Source organism: Chthonobacter albigriseus (genome assembly GCF_013839445.1).
Taxonomy (GTDB): Bacteria; Pseudomonadota; Alphaproteobacteria; order Rhizobiales; family Pleomorphomonadaceae; genus Chthonobacter; species Chthonobacter albigriseus.
This window is the reverse complement of sequence record NZ_JACDIT010000001.1, coordinates 910,166-929,998: the sequence shown is the minus strand read 5'-3', so window position 1 is coordinate 929,998 and position 19,833 is coordinate 910,166. Positions and strand designations below refer to the sequence as shown.

At 69.3% G+C, this 19,833-nt stretch carries 18 protein-coding genes; 7 read left to right on the top strand and 11 right to left on the bottom strand.

Translation table 11 applies throughout. The features are described from left to right. Positions 1–62: 62 nt before the first annotated feature. Positions 63–1,217, bottom strand: a complete 1,155-nt coding sequence (locus tag HZ321_RS04135; RefSeq protein WP_181700489.1) for an AAA family ATPase — start codon at positions 1,215–1,217, stop codon at positions 63–65. 343 nt (positions 1,218–1,560) lie between these two features. Between HZ321_RS04135 and HZ321_RS21975 the strand changes: the two genes are divergently transcribed. Together HZ321_RS21975 and HZ321_RS04125 are read left to right on the top strand one after the other, a co-directional pair. Then, a complete protein-coding gene (locus tag HZ321_RS21975) occupies positions 1,561–2,058 on the top strand; it encodes a DUF4259 domain-containing protein (RefSeq protein WP_181700487.1) in 498 nt (165 codons plus the stop codon). Between the two features lie 57 nt (positions 2,059–2,115). After that, positions 2,116–2,376 (top strand): hypothetical protein, encoded by a 261-nt coding sequence (locus HZ321_RS04125; protein ID WP_181700485.1) that lies wholly within the window; start codon positions 2,116–2,118, stop codon positions 2,374–2,376. 274 nt (positions 2,377–2,650) lie between these two features. Here HZ321_RS04125 and ribB read toward each other — a convergent pair whose 3' ends face one another. The 7 genes from ribB to rsmI form a co-directional block, all read right to left on the bottom strand. Further along, positions 2,651–3,769, bottom strand: a complete 1,119-nt coding sequence (gene ribB, locus HZ321_RS04120) for a 3,4-dihydroxy-2-butanone-4-phosphate synthase (protein WP_181701725.1) — start codon at positions 3,767–3,769, stop codon at positions 2,651–2,653. Positions 3,770–3,871: 102 nt separating this feature from the next. Then, positions 3,872–4,234 carry a cupin domain-containing protein gene (locus HZ321_RS04115; protein ID WP_181700484.1) on the bottom strand — a complete coding sequence of 121 codons (363 nt, stop codon included), beginning with the start codon at positions 4,232–4,234 and terminating at the stop codon, positions 3,872–3,874. 1,011 nt (positions 4,235–5,245) lie between these two features. Beyond that, positions 5,246–7,855, bottom strand: a complete 2,610-nt coding sequence (locus tag HZ321_RS04110) for a hybrid sensor histidine kinase/response regulator (RefSeq protein WP_181700482.1) — start codon at positions 7,853–7,855, stop codon at positions 5,246–5,248. A gap of 350 nt (positions 7,856–8,205) precedes the next feature. Then, a complete protein-coding gene (locus tag HZ321_RS04105) occupies positions 8,206–9,747 on the bottom strand; it encodes a YifB family Mg chelatase-like AAA ATPase (RefSeq protein WP_181700480.1) in 1,542 nt (513 codons plus the stop codon). A gap of 97 nt (positions 9,748–9,844) precedes the next feature. After that, a complete protein-coding gene (gene gshB / locus HZ321_RS04100) occupies positions 9,845–10,786 on the bottom strand; it encodes a glutathione synthase (protein ID WP_181700477.1) in 942 nt (313 codons plus the stop codon). Between the two features lie 104 nt (positions 10,787–10,890). Beyond that, positions 10,891–11,268 carry a YraN family protein gene (locus HZ321_RS04095; RefSeq protein WP_181700475.1) on the bottom strand — a complete coding sequence of 126 codons (378 nt, stop codon included), beginning with the start codon at positions 11,266–11,268 and terminating at the stop codon, positions 10,891–10,893. Further along, positions 11,265–12,209, bottom strand: a complete 945-nt coding sequence (gene rsmI / locus HZ321_RS04090) for a 16S rRNA (cytidine(1402)-2'-O)-methyltransferase (RefSeq protein ID WP_181700472.1) — start codon at positions 12,207–12,209, stop codon at positions 11,265–11,267. Before rsmI ends, HZ321_RS04095 begins: the two co-directional genes overlap by 4 nt. 199 nt (positions 12,210–12,408) lie before the next feature. Here rsmI and HZ321_RS04085 point away from each other — a divergent pair, with 199 nt between their 5' ends. Beyond that, complete coding sequence (locus tag HZ321_RS04085; RefSeq protein ID WP_181700469.1) at positions 12,409–13,626, top strand: penicillin-binding protein activator; 1,218 nt, start codon at positions 12,409–12,411, stop codon at positions 13,624–13,626. Between the two features lie 76 nt (positions 13,627–13,702). Here the strand turns inward: HZ321_RS04085 and hemW are convergent, their stop codons facing one another. From hemW to rph, 3 genes are read right to left on the bottom strand one after another with little or no spacing between them, the layout of a single operon-like run. Beyond that, positions 13,703–14,908: a radical SAM family heme chaperone HemW gene (gene hemW / locus HZ321_RS04080; RefSeq protein ID WP_181700466.1), complete on the bottom strand. Its 1,206-nt coding sequence runs from the start codon at positions 14,906–14,908 to the stop codon at positions 13,703–13,705. Further along, on the bottom strand, positions 14,905–15,552 hold the full coding sequence (locus tag HZ321_RS04075; RefSeq protein ID WP_181700464.1) for a non-canonical purine NTP pyrophosphatase: 648 nt from the start codon (positions 15,550–15,552) through the stop codon (positions 14,905–14,907). The genes hemW and HZ321_RS04075 overlap by 4 nt, the downstream gene beginning before the upstream one ends. Positions 15,553–15,566: 14 nt before the next feature. Next, entirely contained in the window at positions 15,567–16,286 is a 720-nt protein-coding gene (gene rph / locus HZ321_RS04070; protein WP_181700461.1) for a ribonuclease PH, read from the bottom strand. A 169-nt stretch (positions 16,287–16,455) separates the two neighbouring features. On the opposite strand from rph, the gene hrcA reads away from it, so the two are divergent. The 4 genes from hrcA (at position 16,456) to HZ321_RS04050 (ending at position 19,682) form a co-directional block, all read left to right on the top strand. Further along, positions 16,456–17,526 (top strand): heat-inducible transcriptional repressor HrcA, encoded by a 1,071-nt coding sequence (gene hrcA, locus HZ321_RS04065; RefSeq protein ID WP_181700458.1) that lies wholly within the window; start codon positions 16,456–16,458, stop codon positions 17,524–17,526. A 113-nt stretch (positions 17,527–17,639) separates the two neighbouring features. Then, on the top strand, positions 17,640–18,227 hold the full coding sequence (gene grpE, locus HZ321_RS04060) for a nucleotide exchange factor GrpE (protein WP_181700455.1): 588 nt from the start codon (positions 17,640–17,642) through the stop codon (positions 18,225–18,227). A gap of 120 nt (positions 18,228–18,347) precedes the next feature. Then, entirely contained in the window at positions 18,348–19,004 is a 657-nt protein-coding gene (locus HZ321_RS04055) for a trimeric intracellular cation channel family protein (protein ID WP_181700452.1), read from the top strand. A 186-nt stretch (positions 19,005–19,190) separates the two neighbouring features. Then, a complete protein-coding gene (locus tag HZ321_RS04050) occupies positions 19,191–19,682 on the top strand; it encodes a PRC-barrel domain-containing protein (RefSeq protein ID WP_181700449.1) in 492 nt (163 codons plus the stop codon). Positions 19,683–19,833 lie beyond the last annotated feature (151 nt).

The following is a 19,833-nucleotide window of genomic DNA, read 5'->3' as shown; positions in this document are numbered from 1 at the left end:
GATTTGCGCCGGGAGACCCGGCCGCAGCCCTGTCCCGCAGGGTCGGAGGGAAGCGAACGGGCTCAACGCGTCGGCCAAACCCAACGCGGTCTCTCCACGCCCTGTGCCAGCGTCTCGCCCAGGTCCTTCTCCAGCTCGAGATGGAGCACATCCGGTGCTTCCAGCAGCCGGTGCGCCAGCTCCGCGGCATGCGTCACGACCACAATCTGGCATCTTCGGCTGGCTGCGGCGATCAACCGTGCAAGGGGTGCTGCGAGGTCGGGGTGCAGGCTGGTCTCCGGCTCGTTGAGCACCATGAACTCGGGCGGCCTCGGCGACGTCAGGGCGGCGAGGAGCAGCAGGTAGCGCAGCGTTCCGTCCGAGAACTCCGAAGCGGCAAGCGACCTGAGAAGCCCTGGCTGCCGCAGCCGGATGGAAAAGAACCCGTCGCGCTCCTCGATCTCGACCTTCGACCCTGGAAAGGCGTCGTCCACCGCCTCCGCCAGCCCCTCCGGGTCGCCGATCTCGCGGATCGTCTGCAGCGCCGCCGCAAGATCGGCGCCGTCGCCGGCAAGCACCGGCGTGAACGTACCGATCTGCGGCGCCCGGCTTGGCGCCTCGCGGTCCGTGCGCAGGTGGTCGTAGAAGCGCCAGGCCTTCAGTCGCTCGCGCATGATCAGCAGATCCAGGCCATCCCGGCCGTCTGCGGCATGGGTCAGCATGCTGTCCACGGCTGCAAGGGATGTGAACGCCTGCTGCCAGATGTGGGCTTCATCGCGGATGCGGACGCTTGGGCCACGCCGCTCTGCCACGGTGTTGGCCCGACCAGGAGCCGAGCCTGTCCACAGCGTCTCCACTTTGATAGCCGGATCGAGGTTGAAGGCCGTCTTCCCCGGCACGGGATAGCCGAGGTCGATGGCGTATCCGCCCACGTCGCCGGAAAAGCCGAGTTTCAACGAAACGGCGTCGCGCCTGACCTGCCCCTGGACCGGCGCAGTCCCCTGTTTCATCGCACGGGACAGTGTCGGCGGTCCCGCCCACAGGGTCGATGCCAGTCCGCCTTCCGCCGCCAGCGTCTGGACGATCCGGCCTTGTCCGTTGTCAGCCAGCAGGCGCAACGCACGATAAAGGCTGGACTTGCCGCTCCCGTTTGCCCCCGTCACCACGGTAAGCTGCGCCAGCGGTACGACGAGGTCGCGGATTGAGCGATATCCGGAGATGGCGAGCGTCGACGGCATCGGTGAGAGACTACGGGAGCCGCGGCTGATTGCAACCTGCCCGCCGGAAATCCTGTCGACTGGTCGCCGTCACACCTGCGTCCCCATCTGAAGATCCGAATCGGATCTCGACGTATTGGTGCTGGCTGCGTCACGGATCAATTGCCACCGCCGAAGTCGGATAGTTGGCTCTTGACAGGGCAGACAGCGTGTCAAAGACTAATTCTGATGGAAACGAAAGCAAACAATAAAATGGATGCATATAGGAAATGCGATAACGTCTCTGGAGAACCAAGCGTGCTTGGAGGTACGTCTGTTTTGTGATTTTACGCCAGGATAACGCAGATCAGACTTATGTTTATCGATGAATTACTCTGAAGGGCGGGCGATGGGCGCTTGGGGAACTGGACTGTTCGAGAACGATGCCGCTTGTGACCTAGCCTCCGATGTTGCGGAGGGAGATCCTGCACGTTTGGAGCAGGCCATTGATGCTGTTCTGGCTTGCGGGGCTGGATATCTCGAAGCGCCGGTCGCGGAGGAGTGTTTAGCAGCTGCCGCGATCATCGCGAGGCTGAAGAGCGGGCCGGAGCGTGGAACCAAGTATCCCGAGGTCCTCGAACCCTGGTTCCGAAGCGCCGCAGCACCGCTCCCCGCCGGACTGGACCAGAAGGCGAAACGGGCAATCCAACGTGTTTTGTCCGAAACAAGGGACTCATCTTCGGCAACTGGCATCCTCGACCTTATCAAGCGGGCGCTTCGGCGTGAGCAGTCCGGACCCTCAGAAATACTTAAGGTTTGGTCGGACTCGACGGACTTCGAGGAGTGGCGACGCAATGTCGATGCAGTACGAGCCCGCCTGTAGACGTCAAAGACAGGTTCGACCCCTGCACGCTTGTCGAACCGTATGAAGGACTGGAACGTGAAGACTTTGACAGTGGACTTCAACACCCTGCACTACGTTGAAATGGTCGTTGTGAACGAAAACTTCAACGACATGTACGGTATAGAGGTTGGAGAAAGAGTGCTGCTTGTCGACGGAGATGATGACGTCGTTGCCGAGGGCTACCTGCGTCGAAGTGATTTCACGAAGTATGTTGTGGAGATCATTCACGGAACGATGCGGTCGACGCTTGGCGACACTTCCGGAACTAGTCCCGTTACAAATATCGAACCGAAATAGGGACCACCGGCCGGCTGGATCTCGACGAACACGACACCCGTCTGGGCAGAAAGGGCAGTCCGCCGATCGGTCGATCCGGGAGACTTGCAAACCCAGGCTGGAAACCGATCGCTCCCGCAATTCGCCGGTTGACTGCTATGGAGGGCCGACAACGTCGTTGCCGGCAGAGTAGCCACGCTCCGCATGGAAGCATCCGAGCGAAATTCAAAGGCTTCAGGCATCGGTCACCCGCGCAGCCGGGGTTTGCCCCCCAAACCTGACGTACCCGGCTCGCTCAATCCTCCACGATGATCGTGCGGCTGATCTCGATGCCGAAGCCCGCGAGGCCCACGTAGGCGCGTTGCTGCGTGGCGAGGGTGGCGATCGAGCGGATGCCGAGGTCGCGCAGGATCTGCGCGCCGACGCCCACCTCGCGCCAGCGGTGCATTCGCTTCAGCGCACTGCCGTGCTTTTCGCCGTCCTTGCCGTCCTGCCGCGCCTCGGAGGTTTCCCCGATGTCGTCGACCACCGGGTTCCGGAGGAACATCAGCACGCCCCGGCCGCCCTCCCGCTTGAAGGTGTCGACCGCCACGTCCACCCACGTCCGCTTGCTTTCCGTGCGGTCGAACAGGTCGAACACCGGCTGCTCGCGGTGGATGCGGCAGGGCACGTCCTCGCCGTCGCGCACGTTGCCGAACACGGCGACCACGTGCTGCATCGGATCGAATGGGGTGCGATAGGCGAAGACCTTCGCCTTCAGCCCGTTGACGGTCATCTCGGTCGCCGCCGCCTTCTCCACGAAGCGCTCGGTGCGCACGCGATAGGCGATCAGGTCCTCGATGGAGATGATCTTCAAGCCGTGCTCGCGCGCGAAGGGCACCAGCTCCGGCAGGCGCTTCACGGTTCCGTCGTCGTTGACGACCTCCGCCAGCACCCCCACCGGATCGAGCCCGGCGAGTCCGGCAAGGTCCACCCCCGCCTCGGTGTGGCCGGACCGGGTGAGGACTCCGCCCGCCCGCGCGATCAGCGGAAAGATATGGCCGGGCCGCAGGAAGTCGCTGGCCGCGGCGTTGTCGTTGGCGAGCGCCCGGACCGTGTTGGTGCGCTCCTCCGCGGAGATGCCGGTGGTCATCCCGATCTTGTAGTCGACGCTGATCGTGAAGGCGGTCCGGAGCGGGTCCAGGTTGTTGGCCACCATCGGCGGCAGGTTCAACTGGTCGGCCCGCGCCGCCAGTATCGGCACGCAGATGATCCCGCTGGTGTGGCGGATCATGAAGGCCATCTTCTCCGGCGTGGCCCGCGCGGCGGCCATGATCAGGTCGCCCTCGTTCTCGCGGTCCGTGTCGTCCACGACGACGACCAGCTCCCCCGCGGCGATGGCTGCGATCGCGTCTTCAACCTTGTCCAACTGCATCATGCACCCGACGACTGGAAGTCCGGCGGAACACCGGAATGCTGGCGCGTTTCTAGTCCCTCCGCCGATCCGGTTCAATCGCCCCCGCCCGCGTGCTGCGTTTCAAGGCATCCTGATCACGTAGAATTTTCGTGTCGTCTCCACCACTTCCCAGAGGCCGGTGAACCCGGGTCGGATGACGAAGGTATCGCCCTCGCGCAGGACGTGCGGCGCTTCGGCGCCATCCTCGTGCAGGATGGAGATGCCGGAGACGATGGAGCAGAACTCCCATTCGTCGTAGCTGACGCGCCACGTTCCGGGCGTCGACTCCCAGACCCCGGAAAAGAGCTTTCCGTCCTCGGCCTCTTCCACGCTCCAGGTCCGATGACGCGGCTCGCCCTTGACCACACGTTCCGGATCGGGCGCGCCGTCTTCCGGCTCGATCGTGCTGAGGTCGAACGGCACGAAGAACGGGGCACGCGACATGAGTTCAACCTTTCCTGGCTGGCAACGGAACCGACCTTAGGTCGCCCGGGGGAACGTGACCAGTCCGTGCAACTCCGTTGCCCTCTCTCCGGTCGGCGGCGGGCAGGACGGGCTCGGCGGATTTCTTCGGTTGTCCCGGCGCAGGGTCTGTCCGCGGGCCCGAGCCGACCCGTTCCGACCTCCGAAGGGTCCGGGCCGGCGCGCTTCTTGCCGTCGTGTTCCATCACGCGCGATCCGCCCCGAAGGACGGCTTGCCGGCGGGCCGGGATCGAAAATGGGTGCCGCCACTGCTCTGCCGATCGCCACCGGCGGGCCGTCGCCCACGTCCGCGGGACGATTCCGTCTGCGTCAGCCCGGGCGCCCTGGCGGCGAGAGTTCGCAATCCCCCACTGTCGTCGCCGGCGTCTGCAGGTCGATCCCGGTCGCTCAAACCTGAACGGCCTGGTGGCGAACGTTGGTTCACCCCACGGCCATCGCTCCCGTCCGCGGGTCGACCTCGCCCGCTAGAATCAGGGAAAGCTGGTTGCGCGAGCGGTTTTCCATTGCAGCCGTCGCCCCCCGTCCACAGGTCGGGCCGCCCGCTTCAGCCGCCGCCCCCTGGTGGCGCAAGGCAACCTGGAGCGCCTGATGACGCAAGCTGGTTTTCGTCCGCGGCCGCGGGTCGGTTCCCTCGCTTCAGCCGGGGCCTCCTTGGAGGCGAAAGGCAGCTGAGGCGCTTGATGACGCGCGCTGGCTTTCGCTCGCGGCTGCGGGTCGGTTCCCCCGCTTCAGCCGGGGCCTCCCTGGAGGTGAATGGCAACGGAGGCGCTTGATGACGCGCGCTGGCTTTCGCTCGCGGCTGCGGGTCGGTTCCCCCGCTTCAGCCGGGGCCTCCCTGGAGGTGAATGGCAACGGAGGCGCTTGATGACGCGCGCTGGCTTTCGCTCGCGGCTGCGGGTCGGTTCCCCCGCTTCAGCCGGGGCCTCTCTGGAGGCGCGAGCCGTCCCCCCGTGGGGTCGCGGCTGGATCCGCTCAGCCGTCCCCGCGTCGGCTGTCGCTGCGTGACAGCACCGCCCGGAGCGGCTCCGGCAGCAGCGGTTTGGCCAGCCACGCGTCGAACAGGTCGGCCTCGCAGGCCTCCCGGGTCTCCGGCATCATGTCGGCGGTCAGCGCCACGATCCGGGGCGGCGTGACACCGGCGCGGTTGGCGATGGCTCGGATGCCGCGAGCGGCCTCGATGCCGTCCATTTCGGGCATGTGGAGGTCCATCAGGACCAGGTCGAGCGGTAGCGCCCGGCCGGCGGCCGCTTCCTCCATCTGGACGATCGCACGCCTCCCGTCCGCCGCCGTCACCACCTCGTGGCCGAATTTCTCCACCATGCCGCGGCCGAGCAGCACGTTGATCTCGTTGTCGTCGCACACCAGCACGCGCAAACGGCGCACCGGCAGGACGACCCCACCCGCAGCGTCAGGCGGTTCGACGTCGCCGGAGCCGAAGCGCGCCTCACCCAGCAGCGCCTGTACCGCCAGGATCAGCGAGCGCGCGCGCACCGGCTTGACCAGATAGGCGCCGTAGCCGGACGCCTGCAGGTCCGGCAGCAGCGGGCGCTGCCGCGGATCGACCAGCACGCCCGCCGGCGCTTCGCACATCGCACGGATCCGGTCGATCACCGGCAACGGGTCCAGCGCCGTGGCGTCCACCAGGATCACGTCGGGCGTTCCGATCCGGGCCAGAACGGATTCGAGGTCCTTCTGCAGGACCAGCTCAACGTCGGCGCCGTAGTCGAACAGGCGGCGGAGCACCAGCGGCCCTTCCACCAGGGCATGCGACACCACCAGGATGCGCCGGCCGGCGAGGGCATCGCCCGCTGGATCGGCGCGGGATGTTGGCGCGATGGAGAGCAGGTCGCGCCCGAACGTCGCGGCGAGCGCGGCCTGCGCGGCCCGCGCACCGAGCCCGGCGGAGGCGAAGTCGACGGTGGGTTCCGCCGGCGCGATGCCGTGCGCACGAACGGCGAACGCGACCGTGAAGGAAAAGCAGGCGCCCGCGCCCGGTGCCGAATCGAGCCGGATGTCGCCTCCCATCAGGCGAACGAGGCGGCGCGCGATCGCAAGGCCCAGCCCGGTGCCCCCGTAGCTGCGGGCCGGCCCCGGATCGGCCTGCTCGAACTCGCCGAACACCCGCTCCGCGTCGTCGGAACTGATCCCGATCCCCGTGTCGCGCACCTGGAACTGGATCCGCACCGCGCCGTCCACCTCACCGTCGTCGGCGGGCGTCACTTCGATCGCAACGCCGCCCTCCGCCGTGAACTTGATGCCGTTGCCGGCGAGATTGAACAGGATCTGCTTAAGCCGCACCGGGTCGGCGACCACCTCCCGCGGAAGGCGCGGGTCCACATAGGCTGCGAGCTCGATTCCTTTGGCGTGGGCGCGCGGGGCCATCAACTCGACCAGTTCCTCGATCGTCTCGGCAAGTGCCACCGGTCGCGGCGCCAGGTCGAGCCGGCCTGCCTCGATCTTGGCGAAGTCCAAGAGATCCTCGATCAGCAGCAGCAGCGCTTCTCCCGAGGTCTCCACGGCGCGCGCGTAGGTGCGCTGCTCGGCCGTGAGCGGGGTCTGCAGCAACAGTCCGGTCATTCCCAGGATGCCGTTGAGCGGTGTCCGGATCTCGTGGCTGACCATGGCAACGAAGCGCGACTTGGCGGCGCTGGCGGCCTCCGCCTGGTCGCGTGCGACCGAAAGAGCCTCCTCGATCGCCTTCCGGTCCGTGATGTTGCGGCCGATCACCCGGAAGCCGACCACGGCGCCGTTGCGGATGACCGGCGTTTCGCTCCAGGCGAACCAGCGGACCCCCTCGGGGGTCCGGAGCGGCATGTCCCCTGCCAGCCGCGGCGCGGCCGATCCACCGATTTCCTCGAGATCCTGCGGCGTGTGCTCGGGCGTCGGGCCGAGCCGGGCGCGGAGCGCCGTCCAGGGGTCCGTGCCGTGGGCAGGGTCCGACGCCTGCGCGACCGCGGGGGCCCCGACCGCCGCGTCCGGAACGGTGGTGGCGGACGGGTCGGCATCGCCGTTGAGGGCCGCGATCCTGCCTGCGATGGCCGCGTAGGGGGTGCCGACGATGGCCGACAGCGGCGATCCCAACAGGGCGGCGACCGCCGGGCTCGCTTCGAAGACGCGCCCGTCGCTGGCCACCCCGAGCACCAGGTCGCCTGCATGGTCCAAGTCGGTCTCGTGCTCGGCGTCCCGGTCGGTGTGTGGACCGGGGCCCGAATGGTCCATGGACGCATGCGCTTCCCAGCGGGCGTCCTCGGCGGTCTCCACCAGCGGCGATACGGCCGCGGACACGGGCCGCCTCCCGCCGGCCGCGCCGATCCGCTTGCCGGCATCCGAGCGCAGGATCAACGCCGCCGTTGCCGCAAGCGCCGCAGCGAATGCGGCCCCGGCGACGAGCGCCACGTCCGCCGAGCCGCTGCGCGCGATCTCGATCGCCAGTGACAGCATCACCATCGCCGATGCGGCGCCGAAGGCGAACGGGATGGCCCGGCCGGAGCGCGTCTCCTCCCGGCCATGCACGGCAGCCTCCACGGAGCCGATCAGCCCGGAAGGCGGTTTCCGGTCATCGGCCGGAGCGGCGCCGGTCATTCGATCGGGTCCGGGCGGAGCGGCAGGGGTCATCGTCGATCCGGTTCGGTTCCTGGCGAACGGGATTGCGCGCGCGTCACCGCCGCCACCCGCAGGTTCGGGAACCCTACGCCGCCGCCGGTTTCCAATCCGTTGCCCGGACGGCCCGGAGGGAGCTTGCCCCCCGCCGGCGCTCGCCGATGCTCCCGGCCGCGGTGACGGGCGATGCCGCCCGCCCGCCGGCCGCTCGCAGTGCTCACCCCTCCGAACTTCGTCCATCGCCGCCTCCCCCGCCGGATCGCTTGTCAAACCCCGGGATCCTCGCTCGTCCGTCCGCAGGCCCGCCCGAACGGCGGGATCGCGGATCTCCGTCAGGCCGCCAGCATGGGCGCCGCCTCCATGGTCTGCCGGTAGGCGAGCGCCTCCGCCACGTGGATCCGGCCGACGCCCTCGACCGCGTCCAGGTCGGCCAGGGTCCGCGCGACCTTCAGCACCCGGTGGTACCCGCGGGCGGACAGCCGCAGCTTCTCCGTCGCGTCCTTCAGAAGCCGCAGGGCGGCGCCGTCCAGCGCAGCGATCGCCTCCACCATATCGGCCGGCGTGGCGGTGTTGGTGAGAACATCCGGCCGGCCAAGCGCGGCGAAGCGCTCCGCCTGGATCCGCCGCGCCGCCGCGACGCGGGCGGCGACCACCGCCGACGGCTCCCCGGACCGCCGGCCCGGCATGAGGAGGTCCGCCGCCGAGACGGCGGGCACCTCCAGCTTCAGGTCGAAGCGGTCGAGCAGCGGGCCTGAGATCCGCGCCTGATAGTCCGCGGCGCAGCGCTGTCCGCGCCGGCAGCTGAAGCCTGGCGTGCCCGCCATCCCGCAGCGGCACGGATTCATCGCCGCCACCAGCTGGAACCGGGCGGGGTAGGTGACCCGCGAGTTCGCGCGTGCGATCACCACGTCGCCGCTCTCCAGCGGCTGGCGCAGGCTGTCCAGCACCGCCGGTTGGAACTCCGGCAGTTCGTCAAGGAACAGCACGCCGTGGTGCGCAAGCGAGATCTCCCCGGGCCTGGCCCGCAGCCCGCCGCCCACCAGCGCGGCCATCGAAGCGGAGTGGTGGGGCGCGCGGAAAGGCCGCCGGTCGGTGAGCCGCCCGTCCGCCAGCGTTCCGGCGATCGAGGCCACCATGGAGATCTCCAACAGTTCACGCGGCCCGAGCGGCGGCAGCAGCGACGGTAGCCGCGCGGCGAGCATCGACTTGCCGGACCCCGGCGGCCCGACCATCAGCAGCGTGTGGCCGCCCGCTGCCGCGATCTCCAGAGCGCGCTTGGCGCTCTCCTGCCCCTTCACATCCGCCAGGTCGGGCAGCGCGCCGGAAGTCTCCGCCGTCCGCGGCTCGGGCCGCGACAGCACCTGCGTGCCCTTGAAATGGTTGGCGATGGCGATCAGGCTCATCGGCGCAAGCACCGGCATCGACGGATCCGCCCATGCCGCCTCCGCACCGCAGCCCTTCGGGCACAGGATGCCGCGTCCCTCCGCATTCGCCGCGATCGCCGCCGGCAGGGATCCGGCCACCGGTGTCAGCGTCCCGTCGAGGGAAAGCTCGCCGAGCACCACCAGACCGTCCAGCGCGTCGGCCGGCACGGCGCCCATCACCGCCATGATCCCGAGCGCGATCGGCAGGTCGTAGTGGCTGCCTTCCTTCGGCAGGTCGGCCGGCGCGAGGTTGACGGTGATCCGCCGGAGCGGCAGCGCAAGGCCCGAGGCCGTCAGCGCGGCGCGGATGCGCTCCTTGCTCTCCGCCACCGCCTTGTCGCCGAGCCCGACGATGATGAGCTTGGGATCACCCGGGCCCATGTGGACCTGCACGTCCACCGGCACCGCTTCGATCCCCTGGAAACACACGGTCCTGACGTGGGCCACCATGCCGAATTCTCCCGAGTTCTTCTGCAACCTTGCGTTATGCAGGGTTGAAAGTCAAGAACGGGAGAAGAACAAAAAAGGATCGTATGTTCCTGATCCGTCAGCCGCGCTTGGCCTCGATGGCGTCCCAGATCATCGCCGCCACATCCGGTCCGCCGAGCCGCTTGATCGCGCGCAGCCCGGTCGGCGAGGTCACGTTGATCTCGGTCAGGTTGCCGCCGATCACGTCGATGCCCACGAAGATCAGCCCGCGGCGCTTCAGCTCCGGCCCGATCGTCTCGCAGATCTCGCGCTCGCGCTCGGTGAGTTCGGTCGTCTCCGCCGCCCCGCCGCGCACCATGTTGGACCTGAGGTCGTCCGGCGCCGGCACCCGGTTCACCGCTCCGGCGAACACCCCGTCCACGAGGATGATCCGCTTGTCGCCCGCCCGCACGGCCGGCAGGTAGCGCTGCACCACCCACGGCTCGCGGAACTGGCTGGTGAACAGGTCCATCAGCGAGCCGAAGTTCTCGTCCTCCGGCTTCACGCGGAACACGCCCTGGCCGCCGTTGCCGTAGAGCGGCTTCATCACGATGTCGCCGAACTCCTTGCGGAAGGCGCGGATCTCGGCCCCGTAGCGCGTGATCAGCGTCTCCGGCATCAGGTCCGGAAAGTCCATCACGAACAGCTTCTCCGGCGCGTTGCGCACCTCCGCCGGGTTGTTCACCACCAGCGTCTCAGGGTGGATCCGCTCCAGGAAATGGGTGGTCGTCACGTAGGCCATGTCGAAGGGCGGGTCCTGCCGCAGCAGCACCACGTCCACGCCGGCGAGATCGATCGTCTCCGCCGCTCCGAAGCTGAAGTGGCTGCCCGGCTCGTCGCGCACGCGCACCGGCTCCACCTGGGCGGTCACCCGGTTGCGGCGCAGCGCCAGCCGGTCGGGCGTGTAGTGCAGCAGCCGGTGGCCGCGCCGCTCCGCCTCCAGCATCAGCGCGAAGGTGGAATCTCCCGCCACACGGATCGAGGCGATGTGGTCCATCTGGACGGCGACGGTCAGCGACATGGAAGCGGGGCTCCGGCGAGAAGGGCAGGGCGTCGGCGGAAGTTATGGTCCGAGCCGCTCCCCCTTGTCCACCGCCCGCCTGACATCGCGCAGGGCATCCGGTCTCAATCTAGCGGACTTTCGAAGGCGCCGGGCCGGTGAACGGGCAGCCGGCCCGGTGCCACGAACACGATGTCGAAGCGCCGGTCGAGCGTCGCCAGCCGTGGATGGCGGTTGAGGTAGAGCGAGGCCGCCCGGGCGATCCGCGCCTTGGCGGCCGGTGTCACCGCCTCCACCGCGCGCGCCTCGTCGCCGCGTGCCTTCACCTCCACGAACACGATCAGCTGGCCGCGCCGCGCGATCAGGTCGATCTCGCCGGCAGGCGTCTTGAATCGGGCGGCAAGCACGCGGAAGCCCTTCAGCCGCAGCAGCCAAGCGGCGACCCACTCGGCCCTGAGGCCCTTCCGGTACGCCGCGTGGCGGGCGTCCCGGTCGCGTGTCATGCCCCGTCGTCCTGGCCGTCCGCGTCGTCGCCGGCGGCGTCGAGCGTGGCGCGGAGCGCCAGGGCCCGCTGGTAGACCTCCCGGCGCGGCCGGCCGGTCGCCTTCGCCACCTCCGCGGCCGCCTGGCCGGGCCCGCTGCCGGAAAGCGCCGCCTTCAGGAGCGCGTCGAGGTCGTCGGCCGAAGCCTCCGCCCGTGCCGGTGGACCGGCGAGCAGCACGATCTCCCCGCGCGGCGGATCGCTCACCGCTCCGTCGGCGAGGCTCTGCAGCGTACCACGGCGCACCTCCTCGAACTTCTTGGTGATCTCCCGCGCCAGCACGCCCGGCCGCTCCGGTCCCAGCACCTGCGCCATGTCGGCCAGCGTCTCGGCGGCCCGGTGCGGCGCCTCGTAAAGCACCAGCGTCGCCGGCACGCTCTTGAATTCGGCCAGCCGATTGCGCCGCGCGCCGGATTTCGGCGGCAGGAAGCCCACGAAAAGGAAAGCGTCGGTCGGCAGCCCGGCCGCCACCAGCGCCGCGAGGATAGCCGACGGGCCCGGGATCGGCACCACGGTGACGCCGGCCTCGATCGCCTCCTCCACCAGCTTGTAGCCGGGGTCGGACACCAGCGGCGTGCCGGCGTCGGAGACGAGCGCGATCGTCTTGTCGCCTTTCAGGATCGCCAGCAACCGGGGCCGTTCGCGTGCGGCGTTGTGTTCGTGATAGGCCGCCATCGGCTTCTTGATGCCGTAGCGGTCGAGCAGCGTGCGCGTCACCCGCGTGTCCTCGCACACGATCAGGTCGGCGGCGGCCAGCGTCTCCAGCGCCCGAATCGAGATGTCGGAAAGGTTGCCGATCGGGGTCGCCACGGCGTAGAGGCCGGGCGCGATCGGCTTGGCGCGGAAGCCGACGCCGTCGATCGAGTAGCCGTTCGTTGGCGCGGCGCTGTCTGGAGAACTCATGGTCGAGCCGGTCGCATAAGGTGAGGAGGGGCTGGGCGGGGCCGACGTTGCCGTGCGGCCACACAGGCGCGGCGAACAAGGGGGCAGGGGGATCGCATTGTCCACGAAAATGTTGCCTGCACGCCACGTTGCACTTTGATATGTACGCGATGACAGACGTAGAAGTCGATCACCCCGAGCGGCACGGGCAGGTGAAGTCATGAACAGGGTCGGCGACGACGAACGCGCGTCCGAACAAGGACGGCGTCATTTCTCCAGGCGGCAGGCACTCTTCCTTCTCGGTGGTTCGGCGGCGGCTCTGGCCGGCTGCGCCCCCACCGGCGGCGGCATGACCTATCAGCCCATCGCACCGATGCAGAGCACCTTGCCGGTGCCCACCGGCGAGACGATCGGCACCGGCAATGTGCGCGTCGGCCTGCTGTTGCCGCGCACGGCGCAGGGCAACGCCGCGGCTCTGGCCACGGCCATGCGCAACGCGGCCGAACTCGGCCTGCGCGATTTCGTGGGCGCCGACATCACCATCCTCGTCAAGGATTCCGGCGGCACCGGGCCGGTGGCCGCCGCCGCCGCCCAGCAGGCCATCGCCGAGGGCGCCGAGATCATCCTCGGCCCGGTCTTCGCCGACGAGGTGCGCCAGGTCGCCCCGATCGCCGGCGCGGCGGGGGTTCCGGTGCTCTCCTTCTCCTCCGATCCCGGCGTCGCCCAGCCCGGCATCTACATCATGGGCTTCCTGGTCGACGACCAGGTCCGCCAGTTGCTGGCCCAGGCCTCCACCGGCGGTCTCCGCTCGATGGCGGCCCTGATCTCCACCGGCGCCTTCGGCACCCTCGCCGAGGCCGCGCTCCGTCAGATGGCGCCGCGCTACGGCATCCGCCTCGTCCAGGTCGAGCAGTACTCCGGCCAGGATCTGCCGCAGAAGGTGGCGGCAGTCGCTGCCAATGCCGCCCAGATCGACGGCATCTTCATCCCGGACGATCGCGCGGCGGCCGTCGTCCAGCAACTCGTGAGCGCGGGTGTCGACACCCGTCGCGTCCGCGTGCTCGGCTCAGGCACCTGGAACAATCCGGCGGTCTACGCCAATCCGGCGCTCGTCGGCGCGTGGTTCCCGGCCCCCGAGATCTCAGGCTTCCAGACCTTCACGGGCCGCTACCGCGCCGCCTACGGCAGCGAGCCGCAACTGACCGCCACACTCGCCTACGACGCGGTGGTGCTGGCGGCGAGCCTTGTCAAGCAGGCTGGAACCCAGCGATTCCAGCGCTCCGTCCTCGCCGATCCGCAGGGCTTCATTTCGGGCGTGAACGGCCTGTTCCGCTTCAACGCGGACGGCACCAACGATCGCGGCCTCGCCATCTACGAGGCCACCGGCGGCGCACCACGGCTGGTCCAGCCCGCGCCGCGCGCCTTCACCGGCTTCTGATCCACCCGGCCCCGCCGCTCAGGCGGCGAGGTCCGCGACCTCGGTGGCGGCAGCGCCTGCCGGTTGGCAGCTTATCTTAGGCGGCGAGGTCCGCCACCACCGCGTCGAGCACGAACCATCCCCCGTGTGAGGCGCGGATCCGCCCGTCGGGCAGGATCTCCACCATCTCGTGTTGGAGCAGGTCGGCGATCCGCTTCTCGTCGAACGAGCGGCCGGCAAGCCGCTCGTAGCGGGCCGGGTCGATGCCCTCGCGCAGCCGGAGGCCCATCAGGAGCATCTCGTCGCCCGCGCTCTCGCCGACGATCGTCTCCGTCTCGATCACCCCGTGGCCGCCCGCTTCCACCCGCTGCAGCCAGGCTTCCGGGTTCCGCTCGGTCATCGTGGCGAACCGTCCATCGCCGTCCGGCAGCACCACGCGCCCGTGCGCCCCGGCGCCGACGCCGATGTACTCGCCGTAGCGCCAGTAGACCAGATTGTGCCGGCTCTCCGCGCCCGGAACGGCGTGGTTGGAGATCTCGTAGGCCGGCAGCCCGGCGGCTTCCGTCACCCGCTGCGTCGCCTCGTAGAGGTCGGCGGCGAGATCCGGGTCCGGGATCTGCAGCTTGCCGGCGTTGAAGAGCGCCTCGAAGCGCGTGTCCGGCTCGATCGTCAGCTGGTAGAGCGACAGGTGGTCCGCCGCCAGCCCGATCGCGCGGGCGAGCTCCGCCTCCCAGGCCTCAACCGTCTGCCCCGGCCGGGCGTAGATCAGGTCGAACGACAACCGCGGGAAGGTCGCCCGCGCCGTCTCGATCGCCACCAGCGCCTGGTCGACGTCGTGCAGCCGGCCAAGGAAGCGCAGGTCCTCGTCGTTGAGCGCTTGCACGCCCAGCGACACGCGGTTCACCCCCGCCGCGCGATAGCCGCGGAACCGCTCCGCCTCCACGCTCGACGGGTTCGCCTCCATCGTGATCTCGGCATCGCCGGAAACCGTCCACAGCCGCCCCACGGCGTCCAGCACCCGGCCGACCACCGCCGGGTCCATCAGCGACGGCGTGCCCCCGCCGAGGAACACGCTGGTCACCGTCCGCCCGGGCGCCAGCCGCGCCATCGTTGTCAGTTCGGCGACGAGCCCGGCGGCGAACCGCTCCTGGTCCACCCCGCCGTGCCGGACGTGGCTGTTGAAGTCGCAATAGGGGCACTTGGCGGCACAGAAGGGCCAGTGCACATAGACACCGAAGCCCTCGGCCGGAGTTCCCGCCGGGTGCGGCGCGAGGCCGGAGAGGAGATCGCCCCGGGCGGTCATCGCCCGTCCGCCGGGTCCAGCACGTCGGCAGCGAACAGGGCGGCCGAGCGTGCCCGGTGCGAGCGCGGCGTCCCCTTGATCGAGCCGTGCTTTTCTTCGGCCGTCATCTCGCCGAACGTCCGCGTTTCTCCCTCCGGCATGAACACGGGATCGTAGCCGTAGGCGATCGGCCCGCGCCGCGGCGGCCAGACCAGTGTGCCGTTCACCTCGCCGAGATACTCCTGCGTATGGCCGTCCGGCCAGGCCAGGCAGAGCAGCGACACGAACTTCGCCTTGCGCTGCTCCGGCGCCACGGCGCCCACCTTGTGGAGTTCCTCCTCCACGAGCCGCATCGCCCGGTCCCAGTCGCGGGGCACGCCCGCCCAGTCCGCGGTGTAGACGCCGGGCGCGCCGCCGAGCGCCTCCACGCAGAGCCCGCTGTCGTCGGCCAGCGCCACCCGGCCCGAAGCCTTTGCGGCGGCCAGCGCCTTGATTCGCGCGTTCTCCACGAAGGTGGTGCCGGTCTCCTCCGGCTCCGGCAGGCCGAGTTCGCCCGCCGTCACCATGGCAAGGTCGTAGCCCTCGAACAGGAACTCCAGTTCGCGGATCTTGCCCTTGTTGTGGCTGGCGACCAGCAGATTCTTGTCCGGCAGCGTGCGGGTCATGGCCGATGTCCTTCTCAGGCGATCGCCTGCTTCTGCAGCGCCACCAGCGTCTCGATGCCGCCCTTGGCGAGGGCCAGCAGCGCGGCGAACTCCTCCTCGGTGAACGGCGTGCCTTCCGCGGTGCCCTGGATCTCCACGATCCCGCCCTTGCCGGTGATCACGAAGTTGGCGTCCGTCTCGGCGGTGGAATCCTCGGCGTAGTCGAGGTCGAGCACCGGCTTGCCGCCATGGATCCCGCACGACACCGCCGCCACGTGGTCCTTCAGGACCTTGGCGGCCGCCGGGATCATGTTGCGCGCGCGCATCCACTCGATGCAGTCGTGCAGCGCCACGAAGGCGCCGGTGATCGAGGCGGTCCGCGTCCCGCCGTCCGCCTGCAGCACGTCGCAGTCGATCACGATCTGCTTCTCGCCGAGGGCGATCGGGTCGATCACCGCACGAAGCGACCGGCCGATCAGCCGCTGGATCTCCAGTGTCCGGCCCGACTGCTTGCCCGCGGCCGCCTCGCGGCGCATCCGGTCGCCGGTCGCGCGCGGCAGCATGCCGTATTCGGCGGTCACCCAGCCCTTGCCGCCGCCGCGCAGCCAGGACGGCACCTTCTCCTCCACCGACGCGGTGACCAGCACGTGCGTGTCGCCGAACTTGACGAGGCAGGAGCCCTCCGCGTGCTTGGAGAAGCCCCGCGTCAGGGAGACGGCGCGAAGCTCGTCGGGGGCACGGCGCGATGGGCGCATGGCGGGGTCCTTGTCCTGTCTGGCGAAAACGATGGCACGGCCCGTTTCCCGGGCCGGCGCGAGCCCTTTTAGCGCCCGCTCGCAGACGGCGTAAAGGCCGACTTGTCCTGGCCTCCTTTTCCGACCACATTTCCCGTTTGATGACGGGTGCCTTGATGACAGGTGGGACGTGACGTTCGAAAGCTGGTCCGGCAGCCTCCGCGACCTCGACCAACGGTCCCGGGAGATCTTCCGCCGGATCGTGGACAGCTATCTGGAGACCGGCGAACCCGCCGGCAGCCGCAACATCGCCCGTCTTCTGCCGTCGCCGCTGTCGCCGGCCTCGGTGCGCAACGTCATGGCCGATTTGGAGCGCGCCGGCCTCATCTACGCCCCGCACACCTCCGCCGGCCGCCTGCCCACCGACCTCGGCCTGCGCTTCTTCGTCGACGCCCTCCTGGAGATCGGCGATCTCACCAGCGACGAGCGCACCGCCATCGAGGCCAAGGTCAAGACCGGCGGCGCCGGCAAGACCGTGGAGAACGTCCTCAACGAGGCGACCGAGCTCCTCTCCGGCCTCTCCCGCGGCGCCGGCGTGGTGGTCACCGCCAAGTCCGACCTCCGCCTCAAGCACATCGAGTTCGTCCGCATCGAGCCCACCCGCGGCCTCGTCGTCCTCGTCGGCGAGAACGGCATCGTGGAGAACCGGCTGATCGACCTGCCGCCCGGCCTGCCGGCCTCGGTCCTCACCGAGGCCGCGAACTACCTGAATGCCCATATCCGCGGCCGCACCATCGCCGAGGTCCGCGGCGAGATGGAGAAGCGGTCGGAGGCAGCCCGGGCGGAGCTCGACGCGCTCACCCACCGCCTTGTCGAGGCCGGCCTCGCCTCCTGGGGCCAACTGCCCGGCGAGCGGCCGGGCACCCTCATCGTCCGCGGTCGCGCCAACCTTCTCGACGATCTCCGCGCCCAGGAGGACCTGGAGCGGATCCGCCTGCTCTTCGACGACCTGGAAACCCAGCGCGACCTGATCCAGCTGCTCGGCCTTGCCGACAGTGGCGACGGCGTCCGCATCTTCATCGGTTCGGAGAACAAGCTCTTCTCGCTTTCCGGATCCTCGCTTGTGGTCTCCCCCTACCGCGACCAGGATGCCCGCGTCATCGGTGTCGTCGGCGTCATCGGCCCGACGCGGCTCAACTACGCCCGCGTGGTGCCGATGGTGGACTACACAGCCAAGGTCGTCGGCAAGATCCTCGGCTGAGCGGCCCCGGGGGTCGATCCGGCAACACCCGCCTTGATTTTCCAGCCGCAAACCCTCAAATCCGGGGCCGACACGTGGGGCTGCCCACGCCCGCCCTCGAAAGAGAGACCGGAATGACCGAAGAGACATCCAACGCCGCTCCGGATCCGGAAGCCGGCGCCGACGGCGCGGCCGATCCGCGCCTCCTCGCCCTCGAGACCCAGGTCGCCGAGCTCAAGGACCAACTCCTGCGCACGCTGGCCGAGATGGAGAACCTGCGCCGCCGCACCGAACGCGAGATCGCCGACACCCGCGCCTACGCCGTTACCGGCTTTGCCCGCGATGTCGTCTCCGTCGGCGATAACCTCGCCCGCGCCCTTTCCGCTGTGCCTGCCGACGTCCGCGAAGGCGCCTCGCCCGCGATCGTCGCCCTCCTCGACGGCGTCGAGATGACCGAGCGCGAGCTTCTCAAGGCGCTGGAGAAGCAGGGCGTCCGCAAGATCGACCCCACCGGCGAGAAGTTCGACCCGAACTTCCACCAGGCCATGTTCGAGGTCCCCAACCCCGACGTTCCCTCCGGCACCGTCGTTCAGGTCGTGCAGGCCGGTTTCGTCATCGGCGACCGCGTCCTCCGTCCCGCCCTCGTCGGCGTCGGCCGCGGCGGCCCCAAGCCGTCGGCCCGTCCGGAAGGCGAGGGCGTACGGGTCGACAAGACGGCGTGAGCCGCCTCTCGGCTAGGGCGGAAGCGCACCGCCCTCCGTCCCGGGGAGAGGTGCCGTCCCGGTCGGGCCCGCGCCCTCTCCACCTTCCGTCCGTGCCGGACGTCCGCTAGGCTGCGCCGCATGGTCGAAGCACCGGCATTCCTGTCGCTCCTGGACTATCTCGGCGTGGCGGTGTTCGCCGTCACGGGCGCGCTCGCGGCCTCGCGCAAGCAGCTCGACATCATCGCCTTCTGCTTCTTCGGCGTCGCGGCGGGGGTCGGTGGCGGCACCCTGCGCGATCTGCTGCTCGGCACCGTCCCGGTCTTCTGGATCCGCAACCCGACCTATGTGGTGGTGGCCATCGCCGTCTCGGTCGCGGTCTTCTTCGTTGCCCATTATTTCTACGAGAACTGGTCCCGCTACCGCCTGCTGCTCTGGCTCGACGCCGTCGGCATGTCCGCCTACGCGGTGATGGGCGCATCCAAGGCGCATGCGGCGGGCGCTCCCTTCGTGCCCGCCGTGATCATGGGCGGCATGACCGCGGCCTTCGGCGGCGTGATCCGTGACATCCTCGCCGGCGAGCCGTCGATCATCATCCGCCGCGAGATCTACATCACCGCGGCCATGGTCGGCGCGGCCGTGCATCTGGCGCTACTCGCGGTCCAGGTGCCCTTCTGGGTCTCCGCCGTCACCGGGGCCGTCATCGCCTTCCTGATCCGCGGCGGCGCGCTGGCCTACGGCTGGACCTTGCCGGCATATCGCAATCCGCCGGGGCGGGACCCCGACCTTCGCCGCTGAACCGCACCCGACCGCGTGATTCTCCCGACGTTGTCCGCTCGCGAGCCGACGCCTTCGCCGGTTGGGCCGGCGGATCGCGAAGTTTTGTGCACCGCCGTGGAACCGATCTTTAACCGGAACATTACCGTTCCGCGAGGCGAACCGGCTTCAACAGTTCAGCGTAGTCGTTGGGTTCAGGAGAACATCATGCGGGTGGTATGGGTCGCCCCGGCCCTTGTGGCAGCGATCGGCGCACTCGTCGCCGGCATCGTCCTGGTCGAACCGCGCGACGAGTCGCCGATGGCGCTTGCCGCTCCGGTCGTCGACGAGGCGCCGGCTGGGATCGACGCGGGCGACGCCCCTGTGCCGACCGCTCCGGACAGCACCGGTTCCGTTGCCGAAGCGCCGGTTGTCGCCGGCAACGACGCCGACCCGGACCTCTGGATCGGCAAGCCAGTGCTCAGCGCTGATGGTGTCGAGGTCGGCGAGGTATCCGACGTCCAGCTCGATGCCGACGGCCTGCCGATGTCGATCACCACCACGGTTGGCGGTTTTCTGGGTGTTGGCGGTACGCCCGTCCGTCTCCCCGTCGATACCGCCGGCTTCGACGGCGAGGAAGTTCGACTGGCGATCGTGGAGACCGACGTCGCCGCCTTTGCCGCCACCGAGCCCGCGCGGTGGTCGCTCGCGGCGCCTTGAGCGCGCCTGCCGGGGGAGGTGCGGCCAAACGGCCCTAGGGGTTTTTCCGGGTGGGGGACTTAACGACCTCTTCATCAGCAAAAGACATAGTGTCGACGGCATGATTTACCGTCGCGAACCCCTCCTTCCGTCCCAGCCCGGAACCTCCCGA

What these genes read in the sequence shown, in the direction of transcription:
- HZ321_RS04135 (WP_181700489.1), bottom strand. Translation starts at nt 1,217, where the DNA reads ATGCCGTCGACGCTCGCCATCTCCGGATATCGCTCAATCCGCGACCTC.
- HZ321_RS21975 (WP_181700487.1), top strand. Translation starts at nt 1,561, where the DNA reads ATGAATTACTCTGAAGGGCGGGCGATGGGCGCTTGGGGAACTGGACTG.
- ribB (WP_181701725.1), bottom strand. Translation starts at nt 3,769, where the DNA reads ATGCAGTTGGACAAGGTTGAAGACGCGATCGCAGCCATCGCCGCGGGG.
- HZ321_RS04115 (WP_181700484.1), bottom strand. Translation starts at nt 4,234, where the DNA reads ATGTCGCGTGCCCCGTTCTTCGTGCCGTTCGACCTCAGCACGATCGAG.
- HZ321_RS04110 (WP_181700482.1), bottom strand. Translation starts at nt 7,855, where the DNA reads ATGACCGGCGCCGCTCCGGCCGATGACCGGAAACCGCCTTCCGGGCTG.
- HZ321_RS04105 (WP_181700480.1), bottom strand. Translation starts at nt 9,747, where the DNA reads ATGGTGGCCCACGTCAGGACCGTGTGTTTCCAGGGGATCGAAGCGGTG.
- gshB (WP_181700477.1), bottom strand. Translation starts at nt 10,786, where the DNA reads ATGTCGCTGACCGTCGCCGTCCAGATGGACCACATCGCCTCGATCCGT.
- HZ321_RS04095 (WP_181700475.1), bottom strand. Translation starts at nt 11,268, where the DNA reads ATGACACGCGACCGGGACGCCCGCCACGCGGCGTACCGGAAGGGCCTC.
- rsmI (WP_181700472.1), bottom strand. Translation starts at nt 12,209, where the DNA reads ATGAGTTCTCCAGACAGCGCCGCGCCAACGAACGGCTACTCGATCGAC.
- HZ321_RS04085 (WP_181700469.1), top strand. Translation starts at nt 12,409, where the DNA reads ATGAACAGGGTCGGCGACGACGAACGCGCGTCCGAACAAGGACGGCGT.
- hemW (WP_181700466.1), bottom strand. Translation starts at nt 14,908, where the DNA reads ATGACCGCCCGGGGCGATCTCCTCTCCGGCCTCGCGCCGCACCCGGCG.
- HZ321_RS04075 (WP_181700464.1), bottom strand. Translation starts at nt 15,552, where the DNA reads ATGACCCGCACGCTGCCGGACAAGAATCTGCTGGTCGCCAGCCACAAC.
- rph (WP_181700461.1), bottom strand. Translation starts at nt 16,286, where the DNA reads ATGCGCCCATCGCGCCGTGCCCCCGACGAGCTTCGCGCCGTCTCCCTG.
- grpE (WP_181700455.1), top strand. Translation starts at nt 17,640, where the DNA reads ATGACCGAAGAGACATCCAACGCCGCTCCGGATCCGGAAGCCGGCGCC.
- HZ321_RS04055 (WP_181700452.1), top strand. Translation starts at nt 18,348, where the DNA reads ATGGTCGAAGCACCGGCATTCCTGTCGCTCCTGGACTATCTCGGCGTG.
- HZ321_RS04050 (WP_181700449.1), top strand. Translation starts at nt 19,191, where the DNA reads ATGCGGGTGGTATGGGTCGCCCCGGCCCTTGTGGCAGCGATCGGCGCA.